The organism is Mesoterricola sp. JemC181, from assembly GCF_055384585.1.
Genome location: NZ_AP045076.1, coordinates 2503347 through 2520462 on the forward strand (window position 1 = coordinate 2503347; position 17116 = coordinate 2520462).

Sequence of the window (17116 nt, forward strand, 5' to 3'; positions counted from 1 at the left end):
ATGATGGCACCGGCCATGGCAGGACAAGGACCGCGAGGAGAGCGATTCGGGTAATCGGTCGACGAGTGGAACGCTGGACTGCCGTGGCCGCTGCCATCACCCGAAGGGCGGCGCCCAGAGGCCCGCTTCTCGTGTGCAAGACCCTTGAAAGTATGACTTATACTTCCTGCGGGCCTTGCGCTCGATAATCGGGCCTCTGGACGCCGTCGCGGGGCCTTCCTTTTAGCAGACACCCTCTTAGGACCGGCGCGTGAATATCCCCTCGTTGGGACGGCGCAGGTGGGACCTGTTCTCCGTTTGGGAACTAAGCGGGTTTGGCGCTTTTCGGCGCTTCCCAAGTTAGCCTCAAATGCTTTTTCGAGGCAGCACATTCTCGGAGATAGAGGTTGATCAGAGTCTGGTAAGGAATGGCCATTTCGGTGGACAGAGCTTTGAAATACTCCAGCGTCGATTCATCAACACGCAAAGTGATTTGGCGCTTAAGCATCCTGGAGTAGGGATTTGGGCGGGCGTTGGAGAAATCGTAATGCTGTCTCATGAAGTAAACCTCCGTAGGTAGTCTTGACGCTCCTGGCGGTCGGCCTTCCGGGCTGAAATAATCCGGATGAGACCTTCTTTGGCTCGATAGCAGTGGCAGACGAGGAGTATCCGGAGCGACGAACTTAGGCCAAGGAGGATGAACCTGTCTTCCTCCTCCGAGTGGTCGGGGTCATCGATCAACAGAGCATTTTCATCAAGGAAGGAGGTCGAAGCCTCGTCAAATGAGACTTTATGCCTCCTGATGTTGAGGGTGTTTTTCCCTGGATCCCATTCGAACTGCAAGTCGACGGCCATACACTACATTGTAGTGCATTCCTGATAACGCGCCATGGGATGCCTAACGCCAAAGTTGAGTCGGCCCCAACCTGGCGGCGCGAACGGGGGAGAGGGAGGATTGGATAGATGCTACCTCAAAGGGAGAAGGTCAGGTTGGGTTAGGACCGGCGCGTGAATATTACCTCGTTGGGACGGCGCGGTGGGCTGGGCGTTCAATTGAAACGCTCGGAGGAGAAGGGCGCTGATCGCCCACCGGGTTGCGGCTTGCCCTGGTGATGTAGCTCTGGGCTTTTCGCCCACCGAGGCCGACGCGGTGAGACCCGCCTACCGTGGTCATCGGGGGAGTCGCCTCATACCGCAGCGCAATGCTGGGCCCCGAGGGCTGTTCCTAATCTCACTCGATATAGTAAGGAACTGGTTTCGGGGCATTCTTCTTTACGAAATCCTGGAAATCGGGTCGGCCTCTTTTGGTGACTAAGATCTGGCCACCTGTGATCTTGACCCAGGTTGAACCAGAGTGTGTGTTCCCAGCCTCAACAGCCTTTCCGGACAAAATCAGACCATCCATCTGCGTAATGGTGATTTCCTGTTCATTGGTCGATGTGGCTATTAGCGGAACCGCAGAAGGAGGGGGTGCCTTGCAAGCAACGAAGCCAGCAGTGATGAGAAGGATGTGGATCTTTGAGATCATGGCGGCCTAGATTCGTTTGGGGGGGGGCAATCGAGAAAGCGAGGATTGCGGCCTTGAGAAGCCTAACGGCCCGGCTGATCGGACTCAAAGTGGCGGCGCGGTCGGCGGGGTTGGTGGATGGGGTTCGAGAAATGACGGTGGGATGAAGGCACTTTGCGGTCCGGGGTCGAGCGTGGGGTTAGGCAGACGGATGTTTGAGGATGTCACCGCATTATGCGGCGCGATGGCCGAAATTTAAGGCCATTCGAAGCCCTCGCCGAGCATTCGGAGACTACCTGTGGAGTGGTACATCTCCGACAAAACCCGATTGGCAAGGCCCTCAAGGTCGGAGCCCTGCACATCAATCAGGGGGCAGCCGTTTGCAGCCTTGATTTCAGTGTGGGCATAGCCATGCTTGTCGAGGAATTCAATGAACCTGCCTTTGTCTTCGATGTTCTTTGGGCAAAGTAGGCACCAGTTGAATTCGAATCGGCCATTATTGACTGCGTAGTCCAGGGCTAGGCCATCGTTTTCGTCAGAGATCAACTGGGCCCAGGCCAAGGGCCCAGGGCTTGAACGAAGCTTGGTGATAAGGGTCGGGATCTCAGACGAAGAGATTTGCCATTCCTTGGCTGTACGGTATTTCAGGAACAGGAAAAGGCCCACCAGGGCCGCCGCGATGCATAGGATAAGCGTCAGGTTCATAGGAGGCCTTTGCCTAGTGCGTTGAGATGCCTAACGCCGAAGTTGAGTCGGCCACAACCTGGCGGCGCGAACGGGGGGAGAAGGATGATTGGAAAGACGATACCACCAAGGGGAGAAGTGCAGGTTGGGGCCCGACCTCGAGACATCATGTATTGGCCCGGCGAATTTGAAGGGATCGATTCTCCAGGTTACTCCGGGGGCTCTGCCCCCGGGCCCCCGGGGTTTATCGCCTGACGCCCAGAAACTGGGGCATCACTGAAAAAGGGGGCCGGGAAGCTCCCGGCCCATCAGTTTCCGGGCCCGGGCCGGCGCTCAGGTCGCATCCCTGCGGAGCCTTGTCTTCCGCCCGGCTGAACGAAGGGTGAGTCCCTCGCGGTGGGTTCGCAAGAGAGGAAAAGGGCCTGCCCGTCCGCAGCGTTCGTGGATTAAGCTCGGGTCGCTTTTCAACCAACCGGCTCAGAGCCGTAAATGAGGAGGGCAGGCGATGGAAGTCTACTGCAAATTCGTCGGGTTGGATGTCCACAAAGCAACGATCGCCGCTGCTGTGGCGGAAGGTGCGGGCGGAGTGCCCTGCTATCTGGGGGAGATCCCAAACACCCCGGAAGCGGTGGCCCAGTTGGTCCGGAAGCTGAAGAAGGACCACGCCCCGCTCCGGTTCTGCTACGAGGCCGGTCCGTGCGGGTTCGGGCTATACAGGCAGTTGCGCAGCCTGGGCCAGGAGTGCCAGGTGGTGGCGCCGTCGCTGATCCCGAAAAAGCCCGGCTGCCGGATCAAGAACGACCGCCGGGACAGCCTGTCGCTTGCGGATTTGTTTCGCTCCGGCCACTTGACCGCAGTCTGGGTGCCGGGCGAACCCCAGGAAGCGCTGCGCGACCTGACCCGGGCCCGGGAGGACCTGATGCGCGTGCATAAGCAAGCCAAGCAGCGGTTGCTGGGCTTCTTGCTGCGCCACGGCAAGCGCTATCCGGAAAAGAGCCACTGGACCCAGGCGCACTTCCGTTGGCTGGAGACGATCAAGTTCGACCGCCCTGTGCAGCAGATCGTGTTCCAGGAATACGTGGACCTGGTCCTGGCCATGGGGGTCCGGGTCAAGGCCCTGGACACCCAGATCCTGGCGGCCGAGCCCCAGGCTGAGTTCGCCCCGACCATCACGGCGCTCATGGCCTTGCGCGGCATCGATCGGCTGGCTGCGACCATCGTCGCGGCCGAGATCGGCGAGCTCCGGCGCTTTCCCAAGGCGCCCAACCTGTGGTCGTTCGTGGGCCTGAACCCGAGCGAGCATTCCAGTGGCCCCCACCATGTCCGCGGGGCCATCACCAAGGCCGGAAATGGCCACGTTCGCCGGATCCTGTTGGAGGCGGCCTGGACCTATCGCTTTCCTGCGCGCAAGACCCGTATCATCCAGCGCCGCGCCGAGCAGGCTCCCCAGGCGGTCCAGGACATCGCCTGGGCGGCCCAGAAACGGCTCTGTGCCCGCTACCGGGCCCTGACCAAGCGCGGCATGTTGCCGGTCAAAATCGCCACCGCCCTGGCCCGGGAACTGACCGGATTCATCTGGGCCATCGGCCAGGCCTTGCCACCCCTGACCCCCAAGGCCTAGGCCGGGCGACCAGGACGTGAAGATATCGTCACGCAGTGCGTGAGCAGCAGGATGAGCCCCGGTGGGAGCACCCTCGACAGCGTTGTTCTGGCGGCCGGCAACGGCCTGATCCAAGGTTCGAGCGGGAGGCAGCTCCCCGACGTACCGGTTGTCATTCCGGTAACCAACCCGCGCATATCAAACTGAGCAACCGTCGGAAACACCGCTCGTCCTGCTCCTCACCCACTGCCCGGCTACAGTGAAATAATTGGCTGTCGCTCCCCTTGACAGGCCAAAACATATCAACGCTGGGTTAGGACCGGCGCGAATACATCGCCTTCGTTGGGACGAGGCCCTTAGGGCAGGACTCGAACCGAAGGTTAAGTGCCCGACCCATGTCCAAAGTAAATCGCAATGCGGATGATTTGTAATGTGAAATCGAAGAACCCACCGGCCACGGCAGATAGGATGAAACCAGTGATGAGCAACGGGCGGTTTGAAGTCCTCAATCCTTTGATAAAAACGTAGATTGCAGAAACCCCAGTAATTGCAAAGAGTGTTAGAAAGAAAATGATGTAAGGGTTAAAGAATTTCATCGAAATTACTCCTTGTGGAATTGCTCATAGCTCTGAGTTGATGCGGGGTAGGCAAGTCCTAACGCCGAAGTTGAGTCGGCCCCAACCTGGCGGCGCGAACGGAGGAGAAGGAGGATTGGAAAGACGATACCACCAAGAGGAGAAGTGCAGGTTGGGGTCCGACCTCGAACGCTGGGTTAGGACCGGCGCGTGACTATTACCTCGTTGGGACGGCGGGATGGAATGGGCGTTCAGTTGAAGCGCTCGGCGGGGAAGGGCGCAGATTGCCCATCGGGCTGAGGGTTGGCCTGGTGATGTAGCTCTGGGCTTTTCGCCCACTGAGGCCGGCGCTGAAAAGTCCGCCTACCGGGGCTTCCGGGGGAGCCGCTGAAGGACGCGGCGCAATGCTGGGTCCTGGGGTTCTTCGCGCCTCAAGTCCTAACGCCAGGGTTGAGCGGCCCCAACCTGGCGGCGCGATTGAAGGAGGGGGCGGATGGCGCCCGAGAGGCCCTCAAAGGAGCAGAACAGGTTGGGGGCCGCGCTCGAACCCACTGGTAGGGCGACGGCGATCGTTAGGTCCTCTAATCGCGCGGCGCGCGTCGGTTGAAGCCGGTGACGCTTGCCAGGGTGGGGGATTTCGTCGGGAGTGATTGGTTGGCTAAGCGTAGTTAAGGCAATTGGATAGAGGCCAGAAGCTTTTCAATGCTCGGGATGCTCGGAATGAAAGAGGCTGGTGCGAGAGAATTAACCAGTGTCTCGCCCTTTAGCAAATATTTGCGTTTTGGATCTCGATTGATGTGATTGGCCGCATCGGCATCTTTCGGAAGAGTAGGGTTGGCTATGGCGAATTGTAAAGTGATGAACCATTTTCCATCGTTGGAGATTCCCTGGTAAGCGCAATAAGTCTCATTACTGTTGATGGGATTTCCATCGGTTTCTTGTGTCTCTTGAGAGATGAATAGAATCCCGTGGTGAGTGGTTCCGTTTAGATATTTGACCTTGGCGTGAATGGTTTGCTCTGTATCGACTAAATTCCATTCGGGGATGGTGGACCCAAGAGGAAAGCTGGTTGGCTGAGTTGCCAAAATAGGGCCTAGCTTTTTTGTCGTCTCGAATAGATCGTGATACTTCATTTTGAATGTGGGGCTCTTCCAGTCATGGATGGGGATAAGCCTTACTTCATATGTTCGAGGAGAACCTTGAACTGAACCTGTAGTGAATGAAAATCGGTAATGACGAGGAGCGATGGCCCACGGCATTTCGCCCTCCATATCCTCATCGGTGTTCTGGGGTTCGATAGAGGTTTTGCATTCTCGGAAATAGGAACCGTCATAGGAAACCACCGCCTTGGTGCCCTGGATGGTCGCGGTCAATGTGGTGGTTTGAGAGTATCCAGAGATTGAAACCAATATGGGAAACAGGGTGGCAATTGACTTGGTGCCCTTCATTCAATCCTCCCGAATGTGCTGTCAATGCAAGCCGCCGAGGCAGAGTTGGGTTGCTTTATATTCGATAGATCTTCAGGTTATCCGAACTCGGTATTCGAGGCGCATATAGTTTCAAGTTCGAAGCCGGCGCCAAGGAGGCCTAACGCCTAAGTTGAGTCGGCCCCAACCTGGCGGCGCGAACGGTGGAGAAGGAGGATTGGATAGATGCTACCTCAAAGGGAGAAGGTCAGGTTGGGGTCCGACCTCGAACGCTGGGTTAGGACCGGCGCGCCAATATTACCTCGTTGGGACGGCGGCAAGGGATGGAGGCCTGGGAATGGCTAGAATCGGATCCTTGTGTATACCTTCCTCGTCGCGATAGCGAAGAAGAGACCAGATAGGGTATAGCGGTATCGAAGCGAAAACCCATAACCAAGGCTCATCCTTGGTTCAACCATTGCAAGCCCGATCGCGATCATTAAGGCGGCGAGCGATATTCCCCAGTCGGTCCATGAGATCAATATGTCAGCCTCTCGCCAACCGTGATCTTCGGGAAGGAACAAAGGTGCAAGGAACACAAATAGGCCAAAAGAGAGGCCCGCAAGGATCAGGGAACCCGCTCGAGTAGTTGCCGCTGCCAGGAAGATTTCAGAATTGCTTGGTATCTGCAGCACTGGAATGCCTAACGCCGAAGTTGAGTCGGCCCCAACCTGGCGGCGCGAACGGGGGAGAAGGAGGATTGGATAAATGCTACCTCAAAAGGAGAAGGTCAGGTTGGGGTCCGACCTCGAACGCTGGGTTAGGACCGGCGCGCCAATATTACCTCGTTGGGACGGCGGCATTTTTGGAACAGGTACGGCCAGTGCTAATGAGGAGTTGGACCGGTCGCAAATTGCTGTGCGCTTGCTATCGCTTCGCCAAGCCAACGGCGGAAAATGCTTTCCATCTTGCTTTTAACTGAGGGCCATTCCTTTGTGAACTTAATTCCTGTCGGTGAAATTTTGAATCTGTCTAGAGCATCCTGCTCCTGGTTCGTTAAGGCGATTTGGTCCCCAGGTTTCGGATGAAACACCTTTTGAAAGGCGGTCGTCTTGAAGCAGTCGATGAGGTACTTCAGTTCGTCATCAGTGAAAGTGGCAAGGATTGGTTCTGTAGATTGAGCAAAAAGGTTATCCAATGCCTTCTTGCCGCAAAGGCACTCAATGGCCCCCTTTGGGATCGAAGGGTCCTTGGCGATACTTTTTTCTGCGAGTGCCATTACCGCATTGTTCAGGTTTTCCCTTGCACCATATGCGGCGAAGAACTCGAGAGCCAAGGGTGCCCGGTCGGGGTTGATCATAGGTTGTGCGCCGATCGAGACCGTGCAGATCATCGAAAGCGCAGGACCAAAAACGGCTCTCTTCATGTATGGTCTCTTCAAAATTCGTCTATTGGATATGGGCACAATTGCCAGAATGCGTTTGGACGGCCAATGATCTTAATGCCCTGGGATGCCTAACGCTGAAGTTGAGTCGGCCCCAACCTGGCGGCGCGAACGGGGGAGAAGGAGGATTGGAAAGATGTTACCTCAAAGGGAGAAGGTCAGGTTGGGGTCCGACCTCGAACGCTGGGTTAGGATCGGCGCCTGAAGATTGCCACGTTGTGACGATGCGATAAATCAGTGAATGGCAAGACAATAGACCAGGATGGTTCGGTCAATTTTGAGATAGAACCGATGCCCAGAGGATGGCCGATAAGATGGCAATGAGTGCCATGGCTCTCAGGCCTCGTTTCCAAATTGGGTCCGTCGGTTTATCAGATCGGAGAAACGGCAAAGGCACCTTCTCAAAGATCCATTCGATCACCAGGGCACCAGTTCCAACAAATAGTCCTGTTCCAATCCACCTAGCCAATGACCAGATTGAATGGTCCTTTGGACTGAAGGGATTGAAAATCAAGACGATTCCATAGACCACGACGAAGGGCACCAGGAATGCCCAAATCGAAAGCCGGTATTGTTTTCCCTTCATGGGAATCCTAACGCCGAAGTTGAGTCGGCCCCAACCTGGAGGCGCGAACGGGGGAGAAGGAGGATTGGAAAGACGATACCACCAAGGGGCGAAGTGCAGGTTGGGGTCCGACCTCGAACGCTGGGTTAGGACCGGCGCGTGAATATTACCTCGTTGGGACGGCGCCGTGGGACGGGTGTTTCGTTGCAGTGCGCGGAGGCCAGGCCTGTGGCATGATTGCAGGAAAATGAGGAATGCCAATGCCACCACCTGGGGTTGCTTTTTTCTTAGCCATTTGGATTGGCATGGCGGTCGGTTTCGGCTTGTGGATGGTGGTCTGGCCGAAGCATTACTGGAAAACCTGGAAAGCATATCTGAAAGATGGGGACCCCTTTGAAGGCCTTTTCCCAGGCAGAACGCAATACCTTCGGGATTACGTAAATGGGCCGAACCCAATTTTGAGGGCAAGGGTCCTTGGTTCGTTCTTCATATTTACAGGCGTTACGCTTGCGTTGTTGATTGCCCTTAGGATCGTTCGCCTACAGTGATCTTGGGTCGACGGAATTCCGCGCCTTGGGAGGCCTAACGCCGAAGTTGAGTCGGCCCCAACCTGGCGGCGCGAATGCAGGAGAAGGAAGGTTGGGAAGACGATACCACCAAGGAGAGAAGGTCAGGTTGGGGTCCGACCTCGAACGCTGGGTTAGGACCGGCGCGTGAATATTACCTCGTTGGGACGGCGCGGTGGGACGGGCGTTCAGTTGAAGCGCCCGGAGGAGCAGGGCGCTGATGGACCCGAAGGGAGTTGGTGAAGCTTAGGACCGATCGGCTGTGTGCTTTAGAACCGAAAAATAAATTATGAGCAGAGCGCCAGAGATCATGAAGGCGCCACAGAAGGCCAAAGCATTATTCACCGGACTCCTGTTCGGGCTCTGGAGGCCGAGAACCATGAACAGGGGGCCGAAGCAGGAACAGACAGGGAAAAGAATGCGGCTGATTAGTGGCATGGAAGGCCTCTGCTTCGTGAACGGTAGATACCTAACGCCGAAGTTGAGTCGGCCCCAACCTGGCGGCGCGAACGGAGGAGAAGGGAGATTGGAAAGATGTTACCTCAAAGGGAGAAGGTCAGGTTGGGGTCCGACCTCGAACGCTGGGTTAGGACCGGCGCGTGAATATTACCTCGTTGGGACGGCTCCTCGGGGGTGGCATTCTATGTTGATCAGGTCTTCGGGGAAGGTGTCCTGTAAACCATGTGACCGTTTTGAGGAGAGGCTGGCGGCCATTCGAGAATTGGTGGGTCAAAGGAAATGCTAGTCAACTGTTGCCCTTGTGATTTTACAGTGATTCCGGAGATAGGGCGATTTATAACAACTACTGCTACCCAATTCCAATCCTGAATATCGCCCAGAGGGGTAACCACGCCTTCTCTATTCTGGCTGGCCACATTGCGTAGGTATTCAGTGGTGACGCTGCATGGGAAAGTGGTTGAAGCGCCGGATGAGAATACGATTTCGATTTCACCATTAGATGAGTGTGGAAAGATTCGCTTCGGAGTTTCAGCCCGCTTCATCGTGTGAAGTCCACCACTTTCTTGGCCGGGTAGCGTTGTGCCCCATCCATGCAGTTGGTACGTATGTTTTTGCGAGAAATAGGAAATTGATCCTACGCAATTGACATTCGACAATAAAGCAAGGACAACCAGGAGTGCTGTGCTGCTGGTGATTTGCATTTGAGGCCCTGTGCAATGTTCTTGCGTGTCTGGGTGATACCTAACGCTAATTAGCCCAACTTCAAAATGTAGGCCAAGGTTGACCTAATCTGGGCGAAGGATGCATAGAGCTTGAATTGCTTTGGATTCTACCTCGAGCCTCGGCTTCGGAGTACCAATTTTGGTCGGATAGGAGTTATCCACTCCCTTTGGCGCGAGGAACAGGCAACCGGTACCGGCTTCCAGGCCGGGAAGGGTTTTTGATGATTCCCCCTTTGCCCGATCCGCCCGAATTCCTTTGTAGGTCCTTCGCTTCATCGATCGGGCCGTACGCCGAAACCTCCAGGCTTTCGCCACCTGGATCGGGGCCAACAGGGATGCCTGACCCAACGGGATCTCCGTAAGGAGCGCAACCGGGGTTGGGGAGGGTCAGGGTCTGGATGGGACGGTCCGTTGGCCGGACCGGGGGAGCAGCACCCGCTCGAATTCGTGCTTCGCCCGGTTCGCGCAGTCCTCGATCGAGAGACCGGAAAGGTAGTTGCCAAGGAGCATCAGGCCTGTGCCCTCAAGGCTGAGGTCCAAGGCCTCGACCCATGCTTCGTGTCCCAGGCGGATGGCGGGCATGGCGTGGTCCCGGCGGAAATGCCCTTCCACGGACGCACGGGTGCACCCCATGGCTCCGCAGGCATAGTCCAGCATCGCATCCTCGGAATCCTCCATCCGGGAGGCATCGAAATGGAAGGTCCAGGCACGCTTGCCGGGGACAGGGAAGGTGTCGGCTGAAACGGCGGAAAAGCATGGGCTGCCGGGGAAGATGAGGCCGGTCAGTCTGGGCAGGTGGGCCAACGGCGCGCCGAACACCACGCCCAGGGACCTGACGGTGCGGGTCTCGATCCGGCCGAGCCATTCGGCAGTATCCGGGAAGGAAGGTGACAGGAGGGCCCGGGCGGCATCCGCAGGCACCGCCAAGGCCACATGGCCGGCCTGGATGACGCTTCCGGACCTCAGGCGGACCGCGAAGCCCTCCCCGGACCGCTCCACCGCCACGGCTTCCTGACCCGTGGCGCACGTGATCCCGGGTTGGGCCGCCAGGGTCCGGGCCGCGCCGCCCAGGCCGCCGCGAAGGGCGAAACTCCGGAGCACGTCCTTTCGCCGGGAGGGCCGGGGCTTGAACAGGGCGTCCGCGGGGAAGGCTTCCGTTTCCTGGGAGGCCACGGCGTTGAGCATGGGGTGCATGACCTTGGACCAGTTCCCCTTGCCGAGGATCCGGGAATAGTAGGAGGCGGCGGTCTGGCCGGCCTTTTTCTCCCCCAGGAGCAGCCGGGGCAGACAGAGGGCCGCCTCCAGAACATTCAGGCAGGAGGGGATCGAACGAAGGGAGCCATCGGCCATGATCCTGAAACCGAGGCTCTTGCGTGACACGGTCCGGTCCAGGAGGTCGGTGCCGGCCACGAGGTCAAGGAAGCCGGCATACGAGTTGTAGCAGGTGTGGGCGCCGAGTTCGAGCCAGCCCCCGGGGGCGTCGTCCGGGCCGATCGGCACCGTGGCAAGGCAGCCGCCGGGCTGCTTTTCCTTTTCCAGGACCAGGGCCTGCATGCTCAGGCGGGAGGACGCCAACTGCGCGAGAGCCAGGCCGCTGATGCCGCCCCCCACGACGCAGAGGTCGAACCGGTCACCATTCTGGGGGGAAGCTTCATTCATCGATTCACCATGGCAATTCAAAGGGTTGTGCGGGGCTTCGGCCGCTGTGGCCGAATCCTTCCAAATGCGTTCGGACCTTCATCCTATCGTCTCCCATCCAATGCAAGCGTTGAAGGTGATCGCAAAGGGAAAGCCCCAGGAACGCGTGGTTCCTGGGCCGCTCTCGTCATGACGATCGAACGGCGTTCTTTTTGCGATGGCTTCTCAACTTGATGCGGCCTGCCCCCCACTTCCGACGGCCATTCCAGGATGTTCACCAGCCCTGCTGGCTCTTGATTGGCCTTCGCCCTTTTGGGAAGTTAGGTTCATCGCCTTGATCCCGATCGGCAGTGCTCACGTTCGCATTGGCGGTGATGCACCCATGCCCCGACAGGACCCGAGTCCTGCAGGGCCGAGGGATTCGTCGTGAGTTCCGTTTGCGCATGGGTCGGGACGTTCCGCTCCATCCGTTCGCTCAAGGGCTTGAAGCCCGGGGCGATGCCGGCTCCGCCCGCTCGGGGTCACGGGCCCTGGGAAACCACCCACCACCGATCGCTCCCTCATCCAGCACGGATTCGTTGAACCGCCATCCGCAGGAATGGGAAAGAATTTCGGAGGACTGGGCAAGTCCAGGGCCGGGAAAGGGTTCAAGCTGGATTCAGTCATCGATGCCTGTCGGGCGGCCCGAATGGAGGGAGTCGGGTGGTTTCAATCCTCCCTCCTCGGCACTGATCCTGGGTTTCAAGAATATAATGTGGCATCCCTGCGCCATGCCCCGCTCCTGGAGGATTCCCGATGAACGCCACCGTCTCGTTCAGGCTCAACGGCAAACCTGTCACCGTCACGAGCCCCCCGGACCGCATGCTCGTGTGGGTGCTGCGGGACGAACTGGGGCTCACCGGCACCAAGGTGGGCTGCGAGGCGGGTCTCTGCGGGGCCTGCACCGTGCTCGTGGACTTCGAGGCGGTTCCTTCCTGCTCCACCGAGGTGGGGGACGTGGCCGGGAAGTCGGTGCTCACCATCGAGGGCCTGGCGAAGGACGGCGCCCTGGATCCGGTCCAGAAAGCCTTCCAGGACCACCACGCCTTCCAGTGCGGCTACTGCACGTCCGGCATGATCCTGGCGGCCTGGGCCTTCCTGAAGAAGAAGCCCAGGGCGACCCGGGCCGAGATCGTGGAGGCCATGGAGGGCAACATCTGCCGCTGCGGGGCCCACGTGAGGATCCTCGATGCCGTCGAATCGGCCGGCAAGGCCATGGGAGGTGTGCGATGAAAAGGCGGACCTTCCTCCAGGGCGCGGCCGTAGGCACCCTCACGCTCTTCTTCAAGGGCGCCGCCGGCGCCGCGCCCATCGAGCCCACGCGCCCGGGCGCCTACCCCGAGGACTTCAACGCCTACCTGAAGATCTCCGCCGACGGCCGCGTGGGCTGCTTCGTGGGGAAGGCGGAGCTGGGGCAGGGCGTCATGACCGTCCTGGCCATGCTCGTCGCCGAGGAACTGGAGCTGGATCCGGCCCAGGTGGACATGCTCCTGGGCGACACGGACCTCTGCCCCTGGGACCTGCCCACCGGCGGCTCCCTCACCATGTGGCACACCGCCCCCGTCATCCGGGGCGCCGCCGCGGAGGCGCGGGCGGTGCTCCTGGGCATGGCGTCCAAGGCCCTGGGCGTGCCGGTCGCGGCCCTGGCGCTGAAGGACGGCGCCATCTGGGTGAAGGCCGACCCCAAACGCCGCACCACGTTCGGGGCCCTCGTCCAGGGGCGGAAGATGGAACGGAACCTGGGCAAGGTCAAGCCCAAGTCCCTCTCCCAGTGCACCGTGATCGGCCGCCGCGTCCCCCGCAAGGACGCCCTTCCCAAGATCACAGGCGCCGCCAAGTACGCCGGCGACCTTCGGCTTCCGGGGACGCTCCACGCCTGCGTGCTCCGGCCCCCCGCCCATGGCCTCACCCTGGCCTCCGCCGACACCGCGGCCGCGGAGCGGATCGCGGGCGTGCGCATCGTGCGGGACGGCGCCCTCCTGGCCGTGCTCCATCCACAGCCCGACACCGCCCGAAAGGCCCTTGCCCTGGTGAAGGGCACCTTCGAGGGCACGGAACCCGATGTGGACGACGTCCGGATCTACCAGCACCTGGTGGACAAGGCCGCCACCGGCCAGCGTGTCATGCTCTCCCGCGGCGACCTTGCCGGCGGAGAGAAGCGGGCCGCCACGGTCGTCGAAGGGGAATACCGCAACGCCTACGAAAGCCACGCCACCCTAGAGCCCCACACCTCCGTGGCCAGGTGGGAGGGCGGACGCATGACGGTATGGGCCTCCACCCAGTCCCCCTTCGTCATCCGGGAGGAGGTGGCCAAGGCCATCAAGCTGGGCGAGGACAAGGTCCGCATCATCTCCCAGTTCGTGGGGGGCGGGTTCGGCGGCAAGCTGGTGGGCCCCGGGGCCGTCGAGGCTGCCCGCATCGCCCTCAAGGTTCCCGGCGTCCCCGTCCAGCTGGCCTGGAACCGGGAGGAGGACTTCTTCATGGACACCTTCCGTCCCGCCGCCGTGGTGAAGATCCGTTCCGGCCTGGATGCGGGGCGCGGGGCCGTCACCTTCTGGGACAACATCGTGGCCGGCGTCTCCCAGGGCGAGGCCGAGTTCCCCTATGACATGCAGACGACGCGGTTCCAGGCTCCGGCCGTTCCGGGCCTGCATCCCCTGCGCGTCGGCGCCTGGCGGGCCCCCAATGCCCATACCAACGCCTTCGCGAGGGAAAGCCAGCTGGACGCGCTGGCCTCCAAGGCGGGGGTGGACCCCGTGACCCTGCGCCGCCGCCTGGTGACCGATGCCCGGCTCCTGCGCCTCATCGACCTGGCGCTGGAATCCTTCGGCTGGGAACCTGCGCCCGGCCCCACCGGCCGAGGCATCGGGCTGGCCTGCGGCGCCTGGCGGCAGGCCCTGGTCGTGGCCGTGGCCCAGGTGGCCGTGGACAAGGCCACGGGCAAGGTCCGCGTGGAGCGCTTCCTGGAGGCCGTCGACGTGGGCCTGGTGGTGAACCCCGACGGGGCCCGCCAGCAGGTGGAGGGCGCGATCACCATGTGCATCGGGCAGGCCCTCAGCGAGGAGATCCGCTTCAAGGGCGGCCGGATCCTGGACAAGAACTTCGACACCTACCTCCTGCCCCGGTTCTCCGCCATCCCGCCCATCCAGGTCGTGTTCGCGGAGAACGCCGGCATGGCCACCCAGGGCATCGGCGAACCCCCCGTGGTGCCGGTGGCCGCGGCCCTGGCCAACGCCGTGTTCGACGCCACCGGTGCCCGGGTGACCCACGTGCCGTTCACGCCCGCGCGGGTCCTCGAGGCCCTGGCGCGGGTGCCAGGGAAATAGGCGCGTACGCAAACCTCCATTCGGAGGACATGTCCCTTTTCCCGCCCACGGGAAGCGGCTTGAGCCTCCCGCCCCCATGACGAAGCACTCCGGATCGCGTTGGATGACACCCTTCCGATCCGGATGCGGGTTGAAGACCGGGAGACGACTGTCGATCCGGAACCGGGCGCCACGGTGGTTGCCCTCGCGCCATCCCGCCACCCTTTCCGTACGTGTGTTCAGGATTCCGTTCGTCTGGCACTGGGTGGGTCAAGAATCCAGTCGCCAGGGGATCACTTTTCCGAGCCGCCATTTCAATCCCCTCCTTTGCGGGTCCGGATACCTCGGAGGGATTCAGCCGCGCGACGACGGTGGCGTCCTTTCACCCTGACGCCGATCGAGGGCCCCCTGTGAAATTCCCGGCCCGTCCCGTGGAGGGCAATTGCTGGGATCCCAACCATTTGATTTTAAGTTATTGATGATAAATATCATAGCGTCTATTGATATTGTCAACCATTCCCCTACATTGGCCTAGGTAAGGGCGGTCGGGCCGATCCTGGCTCCTTCCGGGTTTTCCCTCCTCCTGCCCGGGAATTTCCACAAGCCTCGTCTGTTCTCGGGCCACCAGGGCTTTTCGAAAGGCGGCGCCATGTCATTCCTGTCGGATCTCAACCTGTCCTCCCGTCTCTCCTTGGCTTTCGGGCTGGTGCTCTCCCTGATGATCGGGGTGGTGGTCGTTGACAACCGGCAGATGGCAAGCATGAAAGCCCGGACGATGGAGATGTTCCAGGTCAACCAGGCTGCCTCGACGGCCGCCCAGGAGATGATCGTGGCGGCTGACCGGATGCGCGTGGGGTATCGGGACATGGTCCTTTCCGGGGATGCGGGAACCTACGAGCGGGCGAAGGACCTGTACCAGAGGAGCCGGGCCGCTTACGGGGATGCCGAGTCAAAACTTGCCCGGATAAATGAAAAGCGGAGGGAAACCATGGGCCGTGCGGAGGTGGCTTTGCTGGACCGGATCCGGGTGAACCAGGAGAAGGCCTTCCCCGCCATCGACCATGTGCTGGACCTTCTTGGCCAGGGCAGGAAAGCCGAAGCCGGCGAGGTCATCCTGGGCACCCTTCGGCCCATCTATGTGGCCTGGGGCGGGTCGCTGGACGACCTCGGGGCCTTCTTCCTGCGGGAGAACGGCGAGAAGGCCGTGGCCATCCAGGACACCGTGGCCTCCGCCCAGCGTCTCCAGGTCCTGCTGGTGGTCCTTGCCTTGGCGGCGGGGATTGCCGCCTCCTACTTCGTGACGAGGAGCATCACCCGGGGCCTTGGCGGCGAGCCTTCCGAGGCGACGGCCATTGCCCGCCGGGTGGCAGGGGGCGACCTTTCGGTGGAGGTCCAACTTGAGGAGGGCGACACCACAAGCATGATGGCCGCCATGAAGGTCATGGTCGCCTCCCTTTCAGGCGTGCTCACGGAGACCCAGCGGGTGGTGGAGGCCGCGGGCCAAGGTGATTTCAGCCAGCGGGTGGCCGTGGCGGGAACCCGGGGGTACATCCTGGAGCTGGGAACGGCCATGAACCGGTTTTCCGAAACCTGCCAGCGAGGCCTCGGGGATATCGTCAGGGTCCTCGAGGCCATGGCCCGGGGCGATCTTACGGAGTCGATCACGGTCGCCTACGCCGGGGAATTCGGGCGGCTCAAGGATGCGTCCAATTCGACGGTGCAGAAGTTGGCCTCCACCATCGGGGAGGTTCTCGAGGCCTCCGCGAACCTCGTGGGAGCCTCGGACCAGCTCAGCGCGACGGCACAATCCCTAAGCATGGGAGCGAGTGAACAGGCTGCAAGCGTGGAAGAGACCAGCGCATCGTTGGAAGAGACCAGCGCATCCATGGAAGAGATGAGTGCATCCATCGCCCAGAACAATGAGAACGCCAAAGTGACGGGAGATATCGCCACCCGAACGGCCACCGAGGCGGTTGAAGGGGGGCAGGCCGTGAAGGAGACTGTCGGCGCCATGAAGCAGATCGCGAAAAAAATCGCGATCATCGACGATATCGCGTACCAGACCAACCTGCTGGCCTTGAACGCGGCCATCGAGGCCGGCCGGGCCGGGGAACACGGCAAGGGCTTCGCCGTGGTGGCGGCGGAGGTGCGGAAGCTCGCCGAACGAAGCCAGGTGGCCGCGGAGGAGATCAGCGATCTGGCCTCAGGAAGTGTGGACCTGGCGGAAAAGGCCGGGAAACGCCTGGAAATCATCGTCGCTTCCATTCAGAAGACCTCGGATCTGGTCCTCGAGATTGCCGCGGCTTCCTCCGAACAGAATTCAGGGGTGGCCCAAATCAATGGCGCCATCAACCAGATCAGTCAGGCGGTTGGCCAGATCAGCAGGTCCGTGGCCCAGAGCGCGGCCGCTTCCGAGGAGCTGGCCTCCACATCGGAGGAGGTGAGCGCCCAGGCTCTGGAACTTCAGGCCACCATGGCCTTTTTCCACCTGGGGGACACCAGGGTTCACCCGGGGAGGACCTCGCCAGGGCGGCCCCTCCCCCAGGTCCGGAAGTCGGCGGCAACCACGGTGGACGCGGGGGCCGGCGAGTTCAGGCGATTCTGAGCCGGAGGGGCCGGCCCTGGCA

General features: G+C 60.7%; 12 protein-coding genes. 4 read left to right on the forward strand and 8 right to left on the reverse strand.

Translation table 11 applies throughout. The features are described 5' to 3' along the window. Nucleotides 1-304: 304 nt before the first annotated feature. The 3 genes from ACZ5MC_RS11005 to ACZ5MC_RS11015 all read right to left on the reverse strand — a co-directional run bounded on the left by ACZ5MC_RS11005 (nucleotide 305) and on the right by ACZ5MC_RS11015 (nucleotide 2191). Complete coding sequence (locus tag ACZ5MC_RS11005) at nucleotides 305-538, reverse strand: BrnA antitoxin family protein (RefSeq protein ID WP_306600403.1); 234 nt, start codon at nucleotides 536-538, stop codon at nucleotides 305-307. Continuing rightward, the gene (locus ACZ5MC_RS11010; protein WP_373432543.1) at nucleotides 535-834 is read right to left on the reverse strand and encodes a BrnT family toxin; all 300 of its coding nucleotides are present in this window, start codon (nucleotides 832-834) and stop codon (nucleotides 535-537) included. The genes ACZ5MC_RS11005 and ACZ5MC_RS11010 overlap by 4 nt, the downstream gene beginning before the upstream one ends. A 907-nt stretch (nucleotides 835-1741) precedes the next feature. Continuing rightward, nucleotides 1742-2191 carry a hypothetical protein gene (locus ACZ5MC_RS11015; RefSeq protein ID WP_464517734.1) on the reverse strand — a complete coding sequence of 150 codons (450 nt, stop codon included), beginning with the start codon at nucleotides 2189-2191 and terminating at the stop codon, nucleotides 1742-1744. Between the two features lie 484 nt (nucleotides 2192-2675). Between ACZ5MC_RS11015 and ACZ5MC_RS11020 the strand changes: the two genes are divergently transcribed. Continuing rightward, complete coding sequence (locus ACZ5MC_RS11020) at nucleotides 2676-3791, forward strand: IS110 family RNA-guided transposase (protein WP_464517060.1); 1116 nt, start codon at nucleotides 2676-2678, stop codon at nucleotides 3789-3791. A gap of 1222 nt (nucleotides 3792-5013) precedes the next feature. Here the strand turns inward: ACZ5MC_RS11020 and ACZ5MC_RS11025 are convergent. The 5 genes from ACZ5MC_RS11025 to ACZ5MC_RS11045 all read right to left on the reverse strand — a co-directional run bounded on the left by ACZ5MC_RS11025 (nucleotide 5014) and on the right by ACZ5MC_RS11045 (nucleotide 11166). Further along, a complete protein-coding gene (locus ACZ5MC_RS11025) occupies nucleotides 5014-5793 on the reverse strand; it encodes a hypothetical protein (RefSeq protein ID WP_464517735.1) in 780 nt (259 codons plus the stop codon). Nucleotides 5794-6637: 844 nt separating this feature from the next. Further along, the gene (locus ACZ5MC_RS11030) at nucleotides 6638-7177 is read right to left on the reverse strand and encodes a hypothetical protein (protein ID WP_464517736.1); all 540 of its coding nucleotides are present in this window, start codon (nucleotides 7175-7177) and stop codon (nucleotides 6638-6640) included. A 289-nt stretch (nucleotides 7178-7466) separates the two neighbouring features. Further along, nucleotides 7467-7781, reverse strand: a complete 315-nt coding sequence (locus tag ACZ5MC_RS11035) for a hypothetical protein (protein ID WP_464517737.1) — start codon at nucleotides 7779-7781, stop codon at nucleotides 7467-7469. A gap of 1195 nt (nucleotides 7782-8976) precedes the next feature. Continuing rightward, nucleotides 8977-9486 (reverse strand): hypothetical protein, encoded by a 510-nt coding sequence (locus tag ACZ5MC_RS11040; RefSeq protein WP_464517738.1) that lies wholly within the window; start codon nucleotides 9484-9486, stop codon nucleotides 8977-8979. A 408-nt stretch (nucleotides 9487-9894) separates the two neighbouring features. Beyond that, a complete protein-coding gene (locus ACZ5MC_RS11045; protein ID WP_464517739.1) occupies nucleotides 9895-11166 on the reverse strand; it encodes a protoporphyrinogen/coproporphyrinogen oxidase in 1272 nt (423 codons plus the stop codon). 774 nt (nucleotides 11167-11940) lie between these two features. On the opposite strand from ACZ5MC_RS11045, the gene ACZ5MC_RS11050 reads away from it, so the two are divergent. The 3 genes from ACZ5MC_RS11050 to ACZ5MC_RS11060 all read left to right on the forward strand — a co-directional run bounded on the left by ACZ5MC_RS11050 (nucleotide 11941) and on the right by ACZ5MC_RS11060 (nucleotide 17094). After that, complete coding sequence (locus ACZ5MC_RS11050; RefSeq protein WP_306600413.1) at nucleotides 11941-12417, forward strand: (2Fe-2S)-binding protein; 477 nt, start codon at nucleotides 11941-11943, stop codon at nucleotides 12415-12417. Beyond that, nucleotides 12414-14510 carry a xanthine dehydrogenase family protein molybdopterin-binding subunit gene (locus ACZ5MC_RS11055; protein ID WP_464517740.1) on the forward strand — a complete coding sequence of 699 codons (2097 nt, stop codon included), beginning with the start codon at nucleotides 12414-12416 and terminating at the stop codon, nucleotides 14508-14510. The genes ACZ5MC_RS11050 and ACZ5MC_RS11055 overlap by 4 nt, the downstream gene beginning before the upstream one ends. A 628-nt stretch (nucleotides 14511-15138) precedes the next feature. Beyond that, nucleotides 15139-17094 carry a HAMP domain-containing methyl-accepting chemotaxis protein gene (locus ACZ5MC_RS11060; protein ID WP_464517741.1) on the forward strand — a complete coding sequence of 652 codons (1956 nt, stop codon included), beginning with the start codon at nucleotides 15139-15141 and terminating at the stop codon, nucleotides 17092-17094. The last annotated feature ends 22 nt before the right edge of the window (nucleotides 17095-17116 follow it).

Bases quoted from the DNA above. Each gene is read 5' to 3' on its own strand.
- ACZ5MC_RS11050 (WP_306600413.1), top strand. From the start codon at position 11,941: ATGAACGCCACCGTCTCGTTCAGGCTCAACGGCAAACCTGTCACCGTC.
- ACZ5MC_RS11015 (WP_464517734.1), bottom strand. From the start codon at position 2,191: ATGAACCTGACGCTTATCCTATGCATCGCGGCGGCCCTGGTGGGCCTT.
- ACZ5MC_RS11040 (WP_464517738.1), bottom strand. From the start codon at position 9,486: ATGCAAATCACCAGCAGCACAGCACTCCTGGTTGTCCTTGCTTTATTG.
- ACZ5MC_RS11060 (WP_464517741.1), top strand. From the start codon at position 15,139: ATGTCATTCCTGTCGGATCTCAACCTGTCCTCCCGTCTCTCCTTGGCT.
- ACZ5MC_RS11020 (WP_464517060.1), top strand. From the start codon at position 2,676: ATGGAAGTCTACTGCAAATTCGTCGGGTTGGATGTCCACAAAGCAACG.
- ACZ5MC_RS11010 (WP_373432543.1), bottom strand. From the start codon at position 834: ATGGCCGTCGACTTGCAGTTCGAATGGGATCCAGGGAAAAACACCCTC.
- ACZ5MC_RS11035 (WP_464517737.1), bottom strand. From the start codon at position 7,781: ATGAAGGGAAAACAATACCGGCTTTCGATTTGGGCATTCCTGGTGCCC.
- ACZ5MC_RS11055 (WP_464517740.1), top strand. From the start codon at position 12,414: ATGAAAAGGCGGACCTTCCTCCAGGGCGCGGCCGTAGGCACCCTCACG.
- ACZ5MC_RS11045 (WP_464517739.1), bottom strand. From the start codon at position 11,166: ATGAATGAAGCTTCCCCCCAGAATGGTGACCGGTTCGACCTCTGCGTC.
- ACZ5MC_RS11025 (WP_464517735.1), bottom strand. From the start codon at position 5,793: ATGAAGGGCACCAAGTCAATTGCCACCCTGTTTCCCATATTGGTTTCA.
- ACZ5MC_RS11030 (WP_464517736.1), bottom strand. From the start codon at position 7,177: ATGAAGAGAGCCGTTTTTGGTCCTGCGCTTTCGATGATCTGCACGGTC.
- ACZ5MC_RS11005 (WP_306600403.1), bottom strand. From the start codon at position 538: ATGAGACAGCATTACGATTTCTCCAACGCCCGCCCAAATCCCTACTCC.